The 16,851-nt window shown below is 45.5% G+C and carries 17 protein-coding genes and 1 pseudogene; 5 read left to right on the forward strand and 13 right to left on the reverse strand.

What is annotated here, in order from left to right; genetic code table 11:
- Positions 1 to 7 precede the first annotated feature (7 nt).
- From BLU57_RS07485 to lptC, 4 genes are read right to left on the reverse strand one after another with little or no spacing between them, the layout of a single operon-like run.
- Positions 8 to 1,459, reverse strand: coding sequence for an RNA polymerase factor sigma-54 (locus BLU57_RS07485; protein WP_090318610.1), 1,452 nt, complete (start codon positions 1,457 to 1,459; stop codon positions 8 to 10).
- Between the two features lie 54 nt (positions 1,460 to 1,513).
- Positions 1,514 to 2,236 carry an LPS export ABC transporter ATP-binding protein gene (gene lptB, locus BLU57_RS07490; protein WP_090318613.1) on the reverse strand — a complete coding sequence of 241 codons (723 nt, stop codon included), beginning with the start codon at positions 2,234 to 2,236 and terminating at the stop codon, positions 1,514 to 1,516.
- Between the two features lie 34 nt (positions 2,237 to 2,270).
- The gene (gene lptA, locus BLU57_RS07495; protein ID WP_090318616.1) at positions 2,271 to 2,804 is read right to left on the reverse strand and encodes a lipopolysaccharide transport periplasmic protein LptA; all 534 of its coding nucleotides are present in this window, start codon (positions 2,802 to 2,804) and stop codon (positions 2,271 to 2,273) included.
- A gap of 11 nt (positions 2,805 to 2,815) precedes the next feature.
- Positions 2,816 to 3,352 carry an LPS export ABC transporter periplasmic protein LptC gene (gene lptC, locus BLU57_RS07500; RefSeq protein WP_256206178.1) on the reverse strand — a complete coding sequence of 179 codons (537 nt, stop codon included), beginning with the start codon at positions 3,350 to 3,352 and terminating at the stop codon, positions 2,816 to 2,818.
- Positions 3,353 to 3,596: 244 nt separating this feature from the next.
- On the opposite strand from lptC, the gene nadA reads away from it, so the two are divergent.
- The 5 genes from nadA (at position 3,597) to smbP (ending at position 8,296) form a co-directional block, all read left to right on the forward strand.
- Positions 3,597 to 4,694: a quinolinate synthase NadA gene (gene nadA / locus BLU57_RS07505; protein ID WP_090318621.1), complete on the forward strand. Its 1,098-nt coding sequence runs from the start codon at positions 3,597 to 3,599 to the stop codon at positions 4,692 to 4,694.
- 124 nt (positions 4,695 to 4,818) lie between these two features.
- Positions 4,819 to 5,991: a cardiolipin synthase ClsB gene (gene clsB, locus BLU57_RS07510; protein ID WP_090318624.1), complete on the forward strand. Its 1,173-nt coding sequence runs from the start codon at positions 4,819 to 4,821 to the stop codon at positions 5,989 to 5,991.
- A gap of 61 nt (positions 5,992 to 6,052) precedes the next feature.
- Entirely contained in the window at positions 6,053 to 7,075 is a 1,023-nt protein-coding gene (locus BLU57_RS07515; RefSeq protein WP_090318627.1) for an L-threonylcarbamoyladenylate synthase, read from the forward strand.
- 25 nt (positions 7,076 to 7,100) lie between these two features.
- Positions 7,101 to 7,871: an HAD family hydrolase gene (locus BLU57_RS07520; protein ID WP_090318629.1), complete on the forward strand. Its 771-nt coding sequence runs from the start codon at positions 7,101 to 7,103 to the stop codon at positions 7,869 to 7,871.
- A 71-nt stretch (positions 7,872 to 7,942) separates the two neighbouring features.
- Positions 7,943 to 8,296: a small metal-binding protein SmbP gene (smbP, locus tag BLU57_RS07525; protein ID WP_090318633.1), complete on the forward strand. Its 354-nt coding sequence runs from the start codon at positions 7,943 to 7,945 to the stop codon at positions 8,294 to 8,296.
- Positions 8,297 to 8,379: 83 nt separating this feature from the next.
- Here smbP and BLU57_RS07530 read toward each other — a convergent pair whose 3' ends face one another.
- From BLU57_RS07530 to BLU57_RS07570, 9 genes and pseudogenes are all read right to left on the reverse strand, one after another.
- A complete protein-coding gene (locus tag BLU57_RS07530) occupies positions 8,380 to 9,447 on the reverse strand; it encodes a peptidoglycan DD-metalloendopeptidase family protein (RefSeq protein WP_090318636.1) in 1,068 nt (355 codons plus the stop codon).
- Positions 9,448 to 9,463: 16 nt separating this feature from the next.
- The gene (locus tag BLU57_RS07535; protein WP_090318638.1) at positions 9,464 to 10,126 is read right to left on the reverse strand and encodes a protein-L-isoaspartate(D-aspartate) O-methyltransferase; all 663 of its coding nucleotides are present in this window, start codon (positions 10,124 to 10,126) and stop codon (positions 9,464 to 9,466) included.
- A gap of 45 nt (positions 10,127 to 10,171) precedes the next feature.
- Positions 10,172 to 10,915, reverse strand: a complete 744-nt coding sequence (gene surE, locus BLU57_RS07540; protein ID WP_090318641.1) for a 5'/3'-nucleotidase SurE — start codon at positions 10,913 to 10,915, stop codon at positions 10,172 to 10,174.
- A gap of 448 nt (positions 10,916 to 11,363) precedes the next feature.
- Positions 11,364 to 12,347 carry a GDP-L-fucose synthase gene (gene fcl / locus BLU57_RS07545; protein ID WP_090318646.1) on the reverse strand — a complete coding sequence of 328 codons (984 nt, stop codon included), beginning with the start codon at positions 12,345 to 12,347 and terminating at the stop codon, positions 11,364 to 11,366.
- A 44-nt stretch (positions 12,348 to 12,391) separates the two neighbouring features.
- Positions 12,392 to 13,138 (reverse strand): glycosyltransferase family 2 protein, encoded by a 747-nt coding sequence (locus BLU57_RS07550; protein ID WP_218131645.1) that lies wholly within the window; start codon positions 13,136 to 13,138, stop codon positions 12,392 to 12,394.
- A 21-nt stretch (positions 13,139 to 13,159) separates the two neighbouring features.
- A complete protein-coding gene (locus BLU57_RS07555; RefSeq protein WP_218131646.1) occupies positions 13,160 to 14,095 on the reverse strand; it encodes a glycosyltransferase family 2 protein in 936 nt (311 codons plus the stop codon).
- 13 nt (positions 14,096 to 14,108) lie between these two features.
- A pseudogene (locus BLU57_RS07560) lies at positions 14,109 to 14,843 on the reverse strand (IS5 family transposase).
- A 288-nt stretch (positions 14,844 to 15,131) separates the two neighbouring features.
- On the reverse strand, positions 15,132 to 16,292 hold the full coding sequence (locus BLU57_RS07565; protein ID WP_090318649.1) for a glycosyltransferase: 1,161 nt from the start codon (positions 16,290 to 16,292) through the stop codon (positions 15,132 to 15,134).
- Between the two features lie 5 nt (positions 16,293 to 16,297).
- On the reverse strand, positions 16,298 to 16,753 hold the full coding sequence (locus tag BLU57_RS07570) for a hypothetical protein (protein WP_090318652.1): 456 nt from the start codon (positions 16,751 to 16,753) through the stop codon (positions 16,298 to 16,300).
- Between the last annotated feature and the right edge of the window lie 98 nt (positions 16,754 to 16,851).

Below are 16,851 nucleotides of genomic sequence, written 5' to 3' on the forward strand. Positions count from 1 at the left end.
AATTTGATTAAATGGACTTGCGAAGATTTGCCGCGGGAATCTGTAGCGATTCCCGGTACTTCGCAATGGTTCGACGCGCAACAACAATACCCTGTTGCTCAAGAATACTTGAAATTTTATTATCGCTCAGCGGCTTCCTTGGATTTTCATCCTGTACAAATTGTTTGATCAACGCACGAATCGCCGTGGCTGAACAAGAGCCGCCTGAATCCGTGGCGACATGGCTGCCAAAAAAATATTTGAGCTCAAAAATACCTCGCGGAGTATACATAAATTTTTGTGTCGTTACCCGTGATACTGTGGACTCATGCAGATCCAAAGTTTCCGCAATCTCGCGCAGCACCAGCGGTCGCATCGCAATTGCACCGTGTTCAAAAAATTGCTGCTGCCGCTCCACGATGGCATTGGCTACTTTCAGAATGGTATTGAAGCGTTGTTGTATATTTTTTATTAACCATTTGGCTTCATTCAGCTGACTGACTAATTGACGCGCGGAATGATGCTCCTGTTTGAGTATGTTAGCATAGAGATGGTTTATATTGAGGCGCGGAATCGCATTCGCATTAAGATGCGCAACCCATACACTGCCTCTTTTCGTCACCGTAATATCGGGCACAATGTAGCGTTCGCTATGAGAACCAAATTGAGCACCCGGCTTAGGATTCAAACTAGTAATTAGTTTGTTGACCGCACGAAGGCTTTCATCATCACAGGCCAACAGCTTTTTTATTTGACCGAAATCATGAGAAGCCAGAATTTCCAAATAATCTCGCACCACCTTGATCGCTTGGTCACGGTGACCGGCATTACTTGGCATCGCCTGTAGCTGCAATAACAAACATTCCTGCAAATTGCGCGCCCCCACGCCCGCAGGATCAAAATGCTGCAATCGTTGCAGCGCACTCTGCAAATCATCGGGACCGATGTTCAATTCCACGGGCAGCAGAGTCATCAACTCGTTTAAGTCCTGTAACAGATAGCCATCATCGTCCAGACTGTCGATCAGCAGGCCGATGATTATTTTTTCACGCTCGGAAATCTGACTCAGACAGGTTTGAAAATTCAAGTGTTCCCGCAAGCTTAACGGCTTGTCAGGTATCTGCGGTCCATCCAGATCATCATCTTCAGGAGCACCATAAGAGACAATATTGTCCTGCTGCCATTCTGGATCATGCTCAAAATCTTCTTCGCGCTCCGCTTTAACTTCAGTCGATTCCGCTTCTGCTGAGATAGCGTCAGAATCTGCTGATTCGGAAGCGGTTTCCGGGTTATCGGATGAGACAACCGCTGGCGGGGCACCCCACTCTTCCCCCAATTCCAGCAATGGATTCTCTTGCACCATTCTTTCAATTTCTTGATTCAGCTCAACGGTGGATAACTGCAACAACCGGATAGATTGCTGCAATTGGGGAGTCAATCTGAGTTGCTGCGATACCTTTAATTGGAGTGTCTGCTTCATAATCCTGAAAAAACAATAATCGCCAATCGATTCAGTTGCAGTCCGCCCGGAACGCTATAGCCGGAAGTGTTCCCCCAAATAGACTTCTCTAACTTTTTCATTATTGATGATCTCTTCAGGTTTACCTTGGGCCAGCACATGGCCTTCGCTGATGATATAAGCCCTGTCACAAATTCCTAAAGTCTCGCGCACATTATGATCGGTAATGAGAACACCAATCCCCCTTTCTTTTAGAAAGGAAATCACTTTCTGAATATCGATGACAGCAATCGGATCAACGCCGGCAAACGGTTCATCCAACAGAATAAACCGCGGTTGGGACGCCAATGCACGCGCTATTTCAACACGGCGGCGTTCACCTCCGGACAGACTGATTGCGGCATTATCGCGCAAATGACTGATGTGCAAATCGTGTAATAAGTCATCTAAATACCGCTGTTTCGTGTCTTCGTCAAAAGGCTGCAACTCCAGTATCGCCAGAATATTCTCTTCAACGGTCAAACGCCGGAAAATGGAGGCTTCTTGCGGCAGGTAACTTAATCCGAGTTTTGCGCGCTGGTGAATCGCCATCTGACCTAAATCCTGATCATTCAGATAAATTCCGCCGCCATCCAGCGGCACCAAGCCGACAATCATGTAAAAGCAGGTCGTCTTACCGGCGCCATTGGGTCCCAGTAAGCCAATAACCTCACCGCTGCTCAGTGAAAAAGAAACATCCTGCACAACCGTGCGTGATTTATAGCGTTTTTTTAAACTATTCGCCTTTAACTCACTCATTTTATGAGATTTATTCCACTCTTTAATCGGTGATTCATTCTTCGGGTTTGTTTTTAGGCTGAATGGTGATGCGCACCCGTTTATCGGGACCGCTTTCAACGCCGCGCTCTTTGCTGCCGACAACCTTGAAAAACTCAGTGTTCATGTCATAGGAAATATAGTCGCCCTGCACTTCATCGGAACCGCGCTTCAGCCGCGCTTGCCGGAACAATTCAATTTTATCCGCTTTACTATCGTATTCCGCCCGTTCGCTCCATCCTTCAACGTATTCATTCATACGATCGCGCTTCTGCCGGAAACTCACCAAGTCTCCCGTTGCGGTGGCATGCCGGAATCCTTGCATATCCTCTTTCATCACCACTTTATTAGCCAGTATCCGCATCGTTCCTTGCGTCAGTACGACATTCCCGGTGAATGTGCTAATCCGGCTGCCTTCCTTACGATTCACGTCCTCCACCGTGGCATGATCCGCTTCCAGATGGATCGGTTTTTCACGATCGGCCCGCTCAGCCGCAGCCGGTTGGATAAAAAATAAACTAGCAAAACCAATAACGAACAGTATCTTCATATTTTATTCAATTACTTTGTATTAACAGCCTTTACATTGGATAGGAGCTGTATTATCCCGGTGCGGTTATTGAACTCCAGTCCATTCGCATTAACCGTGGTCTTGAATCTGGAAATGGCTACGGCCTGATCTGACTTAATCAAGCTTTCATCCGGAATAAGATGCAAGAAATTAGTCGCTAAAGTAATCTTGCTTTTATCATCATCCGCCCCTCTGACGGCCGTCACATCTCCGGTTAAATAAATATCCTTACCTTTACTGATTATGACCGCCCGATCCGCAAACAAACGTATCAACGGTTTTTCCGGCTCGATATTGGTGAAATTGACATGCTCCAATTCCGTAACCTTATCATCAAGATAATGAAATAATTTTTGCGCGGTGAATTTACGCTGAACCGCATGTTCGTATTCTATCCGGATGCCGGATAAATTCTCCGCAATATAATCCGGATTGCGATACAAATAATCATCCTTAATTTGTTCCAGCGGCCGGGTCAGACGATCCAGCCAGAAGGTCAAAAAGATCAACAAAACTATGAGAATCAAAGGAGATCTGATATGTAGGCGAGTGCTCATCTGGAAATTTTATTCGTTTCTTTAACCGCGGCAATTTGGAATCGGACGACCACTGCCGATTAAAATTTCCACTTTCATGAATTATAACAGAACACTAATTCTCATTTTGTGAATAGATTTTCACCGCAGTCCTTTAAATTTCAGCTTGAATCTATATCTTAAAGTAGAGTAATGTTCATCATTCAATCAACAAATTGGGAAGAATAAGATCGCAATGCATCAAGAAGCCTTTGAATTTGAACAGTATGATCAACTGCAGGATGAAATATGCGCACAACGTATCATCAGCGCCAAAAAAGCGTTGGGAAAGCGCGCCGTCATTCTGGCTCATCACTATCAACGCGCCGATGTATACCGGCACGCAGACTTGACAGGTGACTCCTTAAAGCTTTCCCATCTTGCCGCGCAGACGGATGCGGATTATTTGGTGTTCTGCGGTGTGCACTTCATGGCGGAAGTTGCGGATATGCTTTCCAGTCCGGCGCAAATCGCTATTCTGCCCGACATGGCGGCCGGCTGTTCCATGGCTGACATGGCCAATCTCGCCAACGTCGAACGCGCTTGGCGTGAGCTTGCGGAAATACTGAATCCTGAGGAAGTGATCACCCCCGTAACCTACATCAATTCCGCCGCCGACCTGAAAGCGTTCTGCGGGGAACACGAAGGCATCGTCTGCACCTCCAGCAATGCCGGTAAAGTTTTGGAATGGTCGTTCAAACGACGCGAAAAAGTGCTGTTTTTTCCTGACCAGCATCTGGGCCGCTGGAGCGGTCATCAATTAGGCATTCCGCTGGATGAAATGGTGGTATGGAATTTTGACGAACCAATGGGAGGATTGACACCCGAACAAATCAAGAAAGCCAAAATTCTGTTGTGGAAAGGCCATTGCTCGGTGCATCAAATGTTTCAGCCGCAGCATATTATCCGTTTCCGCAATCAACACCCCGATGGCATTGTTATCTCGCACCCGGAATGCAGCATTGAAGTCTGCAAAGCATCGGACTATGTCGGTTCAACGGAATACATCATAAAAACCATCGCAGCCGCGAAAAGCGGCACACGCTGGCTGGTTGGCACGGAATTGAATCTGGTCAGCCGGATCGCCGAGGAATTCAAATCACAGGACAAAATTGTCCAATTCATGTCGCCGATGGTGTGTATGTGTTCGACCATGGCGCGGATCGATCCCCAGCATCTGGCTTGGGCACTGGAAAATCTGGTTAATGGCAATGTGGTCAATCAGATCAAAGTACCTGAACATGAGGCCAAACTGGCAAAAGTGGCGCTGGATAGAATGCTGAGCATCTCGTAATCGCTTCGCATCAATCCATGTCTGGAAATCCGCCCACCATGTGTTGCAACATTCCGGAAGATTTCCATCGGCTGATTGATCGTGCGTTCACGCCGATCACACCGGTACAGCCTTTGTTTTCTCCATGAGAAATTTTCACTTTGCTGAGAATAATCAAGTCACTTTATTGCACAATGGCGCGGAGTATTTTCCGGAACTAGAAGCCGCAATCGACAAAGCACACACTGAAATCCACCTCGAAACATATATTTTTGAATACGATGCAATTGGCCAAAAAATCACCGATGCTTTAAAACGCGCGGCTCAGCGTGGTGTGGCGGTATTTCTGCTGCTCGATGGCTTCGGTTCACAGGATTTCCCCCGGGAAGAAATACAGCGGATGCTGCAAGCGGGCATGAAAGTGCTTATATTCCGGCCGGAATATATTTTCTCAAAACCGCGCCGCTACCGGTTGCGCCGCATGCACCGCAAACTAGCGATCATTGATGCACAAACTGCTTTTATCGGCGGAATCAATATCATCGACGACGAGCATAACCCGGAAAATCTGACCCCGCGTTTCGACTATGCCGTCATTATCCGCGGCCCGTTACTGATGCAAATCCATAAAGCTGCGCGGCATTTATGGCTGATCGTCGCTTGGGCGCATTTTAAGAAGCGCTGGGTCCATCCCGCCGCGATCAAACCATCGGGGGAGCCATGCGGAAAGCAAAAAGCCGCATTGCTGATACGCGATAATTGGCGGCATCGTCACGATATCGAGCACGCTTATTTGGACGCTATTAATCAGGCGCATAGCGAAATTATTATTGCCAACGCCTATTTTCTGCCGGGAAGAAAATTCAGCAACGCGCTAAAAAATGCCGCGCGGCGCGGTGTGCATGTCGAACTTTTGCTGCAAGGTAAAATCGAATACCGCTTGCAATATCATGCAACCCAAGCCCTGTACGAAAATCTCTTGGGGGCGGGAATTAAAATTTATGAATATAATCGGAGTTATTTACACGCAAAAGTAGCAGTCATCGATCAGCATTGGGCCACAGTCGGCTCTTCCAATATTGATCCATTTAGTTTGCTGCTCGCGCGCGAGGCCAATGTCGTTATTGAAGATCACGAATTTGCCGCTACCTTAAGAACCAGTTTAAAAACGGCTATTGCACAGCAATCGATCCCTGTGACGCCGGCCAGCAAAAGTATCTTTTCATGGCGCAACTACATCGTGAATTGGCTAAGCTTTCATATCGTGCGGATGATGCAAGGCATACTGGGGTATGACTGGCATGACAATACACCGTGATTCATTTCACCGCTCCATGGCATGAGCGTTTGCCTTAAATTGAGAATCGAAAGTTACAACAATGGAACCAACGCTATCCACACCACAGTCCGGGCTGACCACGGAGCAACAACAGCAGATTAGTGCCGCTGCGCAGATATTATGTGCGGGCGGAACGGTTGCGTTTCCAACTGAGACTGTCTACGGCCTGGGTGCCGATGTCACCAATCCTTCCGCTATTCACAAGATATACCGGATAAAACAACGCCCTGCGGATCATCCACTGATTGTCCATATTGGCGCCATCGCCCAATTGCATCATTGGGCGCAAGCGATTCCGGAATCCGCCTGGAAGCTGGCACAGCACTTCTGGCCCGGGCCTTTGACAGTGATCCTGCAGCGCAACCGGCGCATACCCGATTGCGTAACGGGGGGACAAGATACTGTAGGATTGCGTATGCCGGCGCATCCCATCGCGTTGGCTTTGCTGCAGGCATTAGGTCCGGAAAAGGCATTGGCGGCGCCATCAGCCAATCGGTTCGGGCGCATCAGTCCTACTACAGCCGCGCACGTACAGCAAGAATTAGGTCCGGAAGTCGATATGATTCTGGATGGCGGTGCGTGTGCCGTCGGTCTGGAAAGCACCATCATTAGTTTTCACGATGACTTACCGCAATTACTCAGACCGGGAGGAATTGCGCTATCCGCCCTTGAGACGGTGCTGGAAGGTCCGGTTCTGCTGCCGCATAATGGCCAGCAAACCATCCGTACTTCTGGATCTTTACCCGCACACTATGCGCCGGCAACGCCATTGAGAATTTACCCTGCGGAACAACTATGGCAGCGCGCAGTAGCTCTGGCGGAACAAGATTTGCGCATACTGGTCATAACCTGGTCGCATAACGCTCAATCATGGCCCGCCCTGAGTCAATCCATCGAACAATTCGCCATGCCGTCCGATCCTGTCGCGTATGGCCAGCAACTGTATGCCAGATTACGGCAGTTTGACCGGGCAGCATTTGATTATCTGCTCGTTGAGGCGCCGCCAGATCATCCGGGATGGTTAGCCGTCACGGATCGTTTGCAACGCGCCAGCTATCACTGATTCAACATTTACTACGACTAATACAATGAATACAAATAATAAATTACAAGCTGTACTATTTGATGTTGACGGCACGCTTGCCGACACGGAGCAGGATGGTCATCGCCTGGCTTTCAATGCCGCCTTTAAACAATTCCATCTCGACTGGAATTGGGATATCGATCTTTATGGTGAGTTACTGCAAATTACCGGTGGCAAGGAGCGAATTCGCTATTTCCTGGAAAGATACATGCCCGCCGAGCTCGATAAAAGTAATCTGACCGAATGGATCGCCAGTTTGCACAAAACCAAAACCAAGCATTTTGAGTCGTTAATGGAAACCGGCAACATCCCGTTACGTCCTGGTGTCGCCCGGTTGATTCACGAGTTGCGCCGGGAAAAAGTAAAGCTTGCGATCGCAACCACGACGACGATGGAAAATGTCACCGCGCTGCTTAAATCGACACTAGGTGAAGAATCGATCGGCTGGTTTGATGTGATCGGTGCCGGCGACATTGTGCCGTTGAAAAAACCAGCGCCGGATATTTACCACTGGGTGCTGGATCAGCTCAAACTAATCGCGCCACAATGCATCGCCATTGAAGATTCGGAAAACGGCTTGAAATCGGCACGCGCGGCAAATCTTTCCACTCTCATTACCGTCAGCGGTTATACCCGTTCACAAAATTTCGGCGGCGCGGTGTCTATTCTGTCCGATCTGGGCGAACCATCCCAGCCATTCACGCACATGGGCGGTGTGACCCTTGAGCAAGGATGGGTCGATTATAAAACACTCAATAGCCTGATCAATCCTTAGTCCCGTTTGTGCAAACATGAACACTATTGAACACTAGCAATCATTTCTTAACCAGCACGGAGGGTAGTAATATGAAACTCAAGCAAACCTTAGCGATTACTGTAATCGGCGCTTTGTTTTACTTCAGCTCACAAGCCATTGCAGCGGACGCACACCAACATACAACGGAAGCGATAAAACACGCGGAGGATGCGCAGATTCACGGCAAAGCCGGACATAGCAAAGCATTGCTGGATCACGCGCAAGAAAGTCTCACCCATGCAAAAGCCGCCGAAAAAGAGTCTGCTGAGGCACATCAACACATAACCGAATCGATTAAGCATCTAGAAGAAGCGATTGCGCATGCGAAACAAGATCATGCGGAAGAAGCGACCAAACATACTGCCGAGGCGTTGAAACACCTGCGGCATTCTGTTGCTGAATAAAAAAACAGCGAAAATAAAAAAGTGCATAACCCTTTAGAGTTATGCACTTTTTTTATTCTATCGAACTGGTTTACTACCGGCTATTACGATTGATTAGGTAAATATTGTAACGGATCAACTGGTTTTCCATGTTTACGGATTTCAAAATGCAGCTGGATCGTGTCCGTATCGGTATTACCCATTTCCGCGATCTTCTGCCCTTTCACCACGGCCTCACCTTCTTTGACCAGCAGCTTACTGTTGTGCGCATAAGCGCTCAGAAATGTATTGTCATGTTTGATGATGATCAGGTTTCCATAGCCGCGCAAGCCATGACCGCTATAAACCACTTCGCCCGCCGCAGAAGCAAGAACTGGCTGCCCTGCCTGGCCGGATATTTTTACCCCTTTGGAATTCTTGGAAAAAGATGACAATAATTTTCCTGTTGTCGGCCAGATCCAATCGGCAACCGAACTGGCCGCTTTATCGGATATTGATGATTCAGGCTGAGGAGCGACTTCAATTTTGGTATTTTTTTCTGCTACAGCGGATGCAGGGGGTACTGCGGGCGTAGGGTTATTGGCCGGATATTGTAATCGCGCCACATTCTGCTCTGAGAAAGGAAGTTTTAGCGCTTTAGGACTGTTTTTTACCTTGCCGCTACTGACTGCTGGATTGCCTTCGGGAGGAATAGGAACAACCCGGTCAACTGGATTCTGCGCCGGTTCGAGTGTTACCGTTTCCGGTTGCTGCGGTAAGGCGAATAATGCCGGTTGCGAGCTTTTTGCCGGTATCGACAAATAAATTTTTTGCCCCGGTTTGATCGAATTTGGATCGGTAATATTATTCCATTCCGTCAATTTCTTGAAATCCACGCCATGATTAAGCGCTATTCCGTATAACGTATCCCCTTTCTGCACCGTATAGACTTGATTATCCGCATTGTTCGATTCGACTGGCTTTACAGGTTGTACCGCATCGCTTTTTGCGCGATCGACTACTTGCACAGGAGGCTGTGTCGTACTACACCCAATCAACAGAAGACTGGCGCCGCACAACAAATAAAAATCGCTAATGGGTAACTTTGACCGCTTCGGTAAAGAAAATATCGTAACCATATACTTGCAGATATCAATAGTGTTGATCAGTTTGATCGTTGCATGATTTGCCATTTTATACCTCGCGCCGCTATTTTTTTATGACTCCTGCCAGTAAAGGTACAAAATTCACCTCTTCCAATACCGTCTCGGTAAAACCTTGCACATTCCGCTCAATAATGCACAAATACTGCTTTTGGGTCCCCTTCGGGAAAACCATCCTGCCGCCGACTTCCAGTTGTTCCAATAACGAAAGTGGCACGTGCGTCGTCACTGCCGTCATGATAATACCATCAAAAGGCCCCGCTTCGGCAAGCCCAAGCAAACCATCCGCATGTTTTAAATAGATATTCCGGATCTGCAACTCTTGCAGCCGGATACGAGTACGTGTCAGCAGCGGTCCGATCCGTTCTATCGAAAAAACCTTTTGCGCGATATGTGCCAGCACGGCAGTCTGATAACCACAGCCGGTACCAATTTCCAGCACCTTGCCTAAACTTGAATTGGCGCGTAAGAGTTCGCTCATGCGCGCCACAATCCAAGGACTGGATATCGTTTGTCCGTAATTTATAGGTAAAGCAACATCTTCATAAGCCCGGCTTGCCAAGGCTTCTTCAACAAAAATATGACGAGGAATGTTACCCATCACGGATAAAACCACCTCATCCGCGATTCCTTGTGCACGCAAACGTTCAATCATGCGCATGCGTGTACGCTGCGAGGTCATACCTATTCCAGAATGACGAACATTCACCAATCAGTACCTATAAAATTTCAACTCTCTCGACATAACAAGCGCCTAATTATTAAGCCAGCTTGTTATCAGATCCAACTGATCATAACGGGTGAGATCTATCTGTAACGGCGTTACCGAAACCCGATGATGCTGAACAGCATAAAAATCCGTTCCTTTCCCAGCGTCTTGCGCCGGACCGGCCGCGCCCACCCAATATACGGTTTCACCACGAGGATTTTGCGATTTAATGACGGGTTCCGCTTTGTGCCGCCGCCCCAAGCGGGTCACTTCGATTCCTTGCAGTTGCTGATATTCGATATCCGGCACATTAATATTCAACAAAACGGGACTCTGAATTTCATTTTTTTTGAAACGTTCCACCATATCAACCGCAACACGTGCGGCGGCCAAATAATTCCCTCTGGACGCATCGACCAGGGATACAGCCAATGAAGGAATCCCCAGCAAAAAACCTTCTGTAGCCGCAGCAACAGTACCCGAATAAATCGTATCGTCCCCCATGTTAGCGCCCTTGTTAATTCCGGAAACAATCATGTCCGGCATAATGTCGAGCATGCCGGTGACTGCCAAATGGACACAGTCAGTCGGTGTGCCATTGACATAATAGAAACCGCTATGGGATTTACGCAGACTTAATGGGCGATCCAGTGTCAAAGAATTACTGGAACCGCTTCGATCTCTCTCGGGTGCAACGACTATGATTTCTGCAATTTGTGAGAGTGATTCAGCAAGGCAAGCAAGACCGGGAGCAAAATATCCATCATCGTTACTGAGTAATATGCGCATTTTTATGCGGTTATGAAAATCACTGGATAATCAAACGAACATTCGTGTACAGTAAACTCAGCATCTATCATATTATTATGGAGTTATTAATTTTTTAGACTCCAAGTTGTTTCAAGAAATTTCACCAATTACCATTAATTCTGTGTGCATATCTGTGTACACAGAATTAATGCACAAGTAATATTATACAGTTCTTTTCCAGTAAAAGCCTTTTTGCAGAATGCCGCTCAATGACAAACTTCTAAAAAATATCAAACCATCAAAATTGCGGACTCAAGCGTAACCCCCCCGGGGTCGTAAGATTTTGAAAATCAATAGATTTAAATGGGTAACGCAGTTAATATCTCGCTGCTTTCGATGGGATACTAACTAAACTTGATCTAAACAGGCATATTATCAAATCGGATAACCGCCAGATTAGGTCGAAACTACTTTAGTCAACGCTAATTCACGCTGATCGCACTGAATTTGCTTGTTGATACCAACGGTAGGCATCTTCCAGGCCATCTTTAAGACCAATTCTTGCCGACCATCCCATTTGCTTTAGTCTTGATACATCCATTAATTTTCTCGGCGTGCCATCCGGTTTACTGGGATCAAACACAATTTTCCCTGCAAAACCGGCTACCTGCGCAATCGATTCAGCCAGTTGTGCAATCGATACCTCCTGGCCTGTTCCAACATTAATGTGAGACAGCATCGGTTGAGTATTGGCTTCGTAAGTTTGTTTCGGCAAATCAAGAACAAAAAGTGATGCTTCAGCCATATCATCAACGTGAAGAAATTCGCGGTAAGGTTTACCGCTTCCCCATATCACCACTTCTTTCGCACCGGTCGTCACGGCTTCGTGAAAACGCCGTATCAGTGCTGGTATTACATGACTGTTTTCAGGGTGGAAATTGTCATTTGGTCCATATAGATTGGTTGGCATCACACTCCGGTAGTCTATGCCATGAGATGCACCATACTGCCGGTTGTAGCTTTCGCACAATTTGATACCGGCAATCTTAGCGATTCCATACGGCTCATTGGTCGGTTCCAATGTTCCGGTTAACAAAGAATCTTCCGGCATCGGTTGCGGTGCGAATTTAGGATAAATACAAGAGCTGCCCAAAAACAGCAGGCGCTTCACGCCGGCCATCCATGCCTGGTGTACAACATTGCATTCCATCATCAAATTCAGATAGATAAAATCAGCCGGATAAGTATTGTTAGCATGTATCCCGCCAGCTTTTGCCGCAGCCAGGATCACCACATCCGGCTTTGCTTCTGAGAAAAAATCCCGGACAGCCGATTGTTCGGTTAAATCGAGTTCCGCATGTGTGCGGGTTAATAATTCGATCGGCTCACCCTTTTGTTTTCTCTTTTGCAAAAGCCGGACAATGGCGGATCCCACCATACCGCTATGTCCAGCCACATAAATTTTTGTCATTACTTAATCCAAAAAATATGACTACGCACTACTCGAAGCCTTTATCAAAAAAATTGTCTAATTTTGCTTAAATTCTTCCAGACTAAGGCACCGATACCGCCCACACCATTCTTTTTCAAAGCGTACAAATCTTCCCGACTCTTGAGCAAAATTCGTGATAAAGACCGGTTGCTCTCGCCCCCTACGCGCATCTTCACTAACACTTCAGGGATATAGGCCAATCGGATCTTCCCCAGTGCCAGATATCGCAATATAGCATCGTAATCAGCGGCGATACGAAAATGGGTATCAAAAACACCCCATTCATCAATCACACGACGACGTAAATACAATGTGGGGTGAGGCGGCATCCACCCCCAAGCCAACTTGCTACGTTTATAGATACCTGAGCGCCATTTTCGAATAATCCGAGAGGGTTCGTCTTTAACCACGTAGTCCAAATCACCATATACAGCATCCACAGTAGGATCAGCAAAGGCCTTGGCTACGCGCTCAAGCACTTGTTCATTCGCATAAAAATCATCTGAATGCATTAGTCCAATAATATCCCCCGTGGAACGAGAAAATCCCTTATTCAGCGCATCATAGATACCATCATCCGGTTCGCTAATTAAAACCGAGATCATTTCACGCCACCCATTTAAAATTTGTACTGTTCCATCGGTAGAACCACCGTCTATAACCACATGCTCAATATAACGCCATGTTTGAGTGTGAACACTATGAAGCGCTTGTTCAATGGTATCGGCACGATTAAAAACAGCAGTAACAATAGAAATAACCGGTTTCAAGAAAAACCCCAAGAGTTATAATCAGACTTTAATATTTAATACTTTCACAATAGCTTCTTGTATACCACATCCATTTTTTTTTATATATCGCCGCACTTCTGCTACTTTGGCATCTACCAAATAACGATACCAAAAGCCTTGCAAAAAATGAAATGTTGAACCAACAGTACCATCAAGAAAACCACACCTGACAAAATAGCGATAGAAGAAATAAACCAGTGCTCTAAACCCACCTGGCAAACGAAAGTACACAACTTCCTTTAACCAGCGCTTCATACCAGCTTGGGAGCCACCACGTAAGTTAGCCACCGAATCATGCGGCATAAAACCGTATTCCAAATTGAGAAGATCCACTGCTTCTCTACTAGCGTACTTATTATGCTTATCAACCCACCATGTCAATGAATTAAGATTGTCGTCGATTAATTCACCATTGAATTCGATCGTAGGTCCGATCACTTTGATGTGTTCATCCATCCAGCGGTTCTCACATTCACCACATCCGAAACGAAACAATCTTAAAACGCGCACAGGAAAAATACCACCATAGCGAATTAATTGACCTTGAAAAGTCATACGTCGACTAAAAAAAATACCATTCACATCATTACACTCTAATTTACAAAAATAAGTTTTTATCTCATTTGCGAGCGTTAGAGTCAGATACTCATCGGCATCAATGCGAAGTACCCAATCGGTATCGTCATTAAGCTGAGTCAAAGCCCAATTGAATTGGGATGCATAATTTGTCCATTTATGGAATATAACTTTAGCACCAAGTCTACTTGCTTTAGTGACTGTATCATCATTTGACCCGCAATCAACCACCAGTATTTCAGAGATCACCTCAGGCAGACTTCTAATACACCTTTCTATATGAATAGATTCATCTCTTGTCAGAATTATTGCAACGATTCTCATACTTTTATTTTTACTCGTACTAGGGTCTGTTGACATTTCACAAAGATAATCACAGATATCCACACGCCATAGCTACCATGCTCTCAAAATTTCTCTTCAGCTTGTCGTATCGTATTGCAATTGCCCGATACTGTTTTGGCCGGGCAAAAGCATTCTCCACCCAATGCCGGTATCTATATAAGCTCTAATCCATATCCTCATTACCCTCCAACGAGTTGCGCTTTCTCGGTATTACAACCTGAGCTCCTTGCTTCGTTATCTGCTCGCGTATACACTCACTGCCATAGCCCTTTGTCCGCAACAATCGCCTTCGCGTCAGGCAGCCTGGCAATCAAATTAGGTGCTGCGGAGCAGTCATTGTCTTCTCCGCACGTGATTTCAAACTCAACTGGCAAGCCATAACCATCGGCCCAATTGATCTTTGTGGTATTGCCCGCACGGCTTTTCCCTATGGCTTGCGATTGTTGGCCTGCCGCTCCCGCACTATGCTGGTGTGCCTTGGCATAGCTGCCATCAATAAATTCCCACTTCCAATCTGGGCAATAGCCAACGCCTTGAAAATCCTTAACCATTTGCTGCTAAATGACCACGCGTTGAATCTTTTATAGATGGAATTCCAGCAACCGAACGCCTCAAGCAGATCTCGCCACGGGCAACCTACACGCATTCGATACAGCATGCCTTCTGCTGTCATGCGCAGATTGCGCTTGTTATAAATTGCTTCTTGAAGCAGAATCTTCTCCAGCTTCGACCAGAACTCATCATTGAGCATCAATCGGGGCATCACAAACTCGTTTTGTTGGTGGTATAGGAATCTCAATATTACGAGTTTGTTTCTTTCTATGAAATACTTATCTCTAAATGTCAACAGCCCCTAGAGCGCTTAACCCAAAGAATTTATCCAGAAACGAATCACTTTTTTGTATCTCTAAGGAAGCTCTGAAAAACTACTGCGCTCGGCTATGCTGCGTTGAAATCAGGCTCAAAATACTCATTTACCCCTTGTAAACTGTGCTTTTTCACCTGATTTCACCTTGTCTGACCATCGTTCGCCACCTTTTTCAGAGCCTCCCTAAGAATGACTAAATGCAAGAATTTCTTCGTATTCTTTGAGAATGCGCTGCGTAACAATTGCATGATCAAATCGAGAAATTACATATTCATATGCGCGAGTCGTCATTGATAGCCTTTCATCTTCTCTGATTCTAAAGAAATCTAGGAGTCCTTTTTTTATTCCAGCAACAGTGGGTGGAACGACGATTGCACAATTTAATTCTCCTGCTTCCTGCCAAGCCGTTGCAGTAGTCGTCAGTACTGGGCAACGGTTAGCCATTGCTTCTAGAACAGTAATTCCAAAATTCTCAGACTTAGAAGGTAGAATGTACAAAGCCGCATTCCTATAAGCCCACCATTTTTCTTTTGTGATAATTCCAGTCCATACTAATTTATTATCTATTTGATATTCTCGTGCAAGCATTTTCATTTTATCAGCTGTCCCATGATAATCTGGGCCGCAAATAACTATCTTTGGTAGCTGAATTTCTTCAGGGATTTGTGCAAGAGCTTTTATCAACAAATCCAATCCCTTATTCACATCTAAACGTGCAAGAAATAAAATGAAACCATTATCCTTCAAAGATACCCCCCAATTCGGCATTATGTTTTTTGCCTCTGCAATAGCACCAAAATCGATGCCACATGGTGCAGTATAAATTTTGTTTCGTGGGATACCGGCAGCGGTAAGCTCTACAAAATCCAAACCACTTTCCGCCTGAACTTTTGATGCTCTCAAAACCAATTTACGATCAAACAAGCTCCACCAAATTTTTTTCTGTATCCATTTAAATTTTAATTGTATTCGACTAAGTGAACCGTGTGGCTGTGAAATATAAGGAATATTATTTTTATAACAAAAGCTTGCTGCTGCAACAAGTAACCAGCGCCATAAACCGTGGATATGTACTATATCTACCGAATTCAATTCCCTCTCAAAATATTCAGTGAGTCCGTATAAAAAACCAAGGTTTCGCATGATAGGTATTTGAGAAGGCGGTATACCAATCTTTCTAACTCCTCGAACATTAAGTTCCTGATCACCTTTCCTAAGATCCTTAAAATATACAATCGATACATTGTGACCAATCTTGGCCTGCTGCTCAGCTAATTCTGCAACAGACAAATCTCCACCTCCGCCTTTTATTGATAATGCTTCTACTATATGAACAATTTTCATAATCCTTAATCTTTAAAATTAATGCAAGATTGAACACTTAACCTTTCAATAACTATTTCAGCCAAACGAAATTTAAGCGAAGCAATATAAAGCAATGCAAGAATAACATCCCATATATCTAAGTTATCTTGCAACAACTCTTTCATAGCTGAAATAAACCACTTATCATCCGCATTTATGATGGCTTCATGAAAAGACCCCAACCAAATACCAATGTAATCAGTTAGGTAAGGTGCGTCAAATCGTGCTCGTTCCCAATCAATTAAATATAAATTCCCAGCACAGTCTTCAAATACATTTTCCGAACCCAGATCCCCATGTGCAAAAGATACTCGCCTCGGTTGCTTATTGATTTCGATCAGCCAAGGTTTGACGATCTCGGAAAGCCTGCCTGCTTTTTTATTAAAATGCAAAATAATACTTTTCCACCAATCTTTCTCATTTACCTGTGTTATCTGCACTCCGAGCTATGATCTTTTCTGGTGTATGACAGTAGAGGAGAAAGCGGTGTAACCTGTTGGTAAAGATCTGGGCAGATCAACCAATAAAAAGGAAAACA

This window comes from Nitrosomonas oligotropha (assembly GCF_900106555.1).
Classification (GTDB): domain Bacteria; phylum Pseudomonadota; class Gammaproteobacteria; order Burkholderiales; family Nitrosomonadaceae; genus Nitrosomonas; species Nitrosomonas oligotropha_A.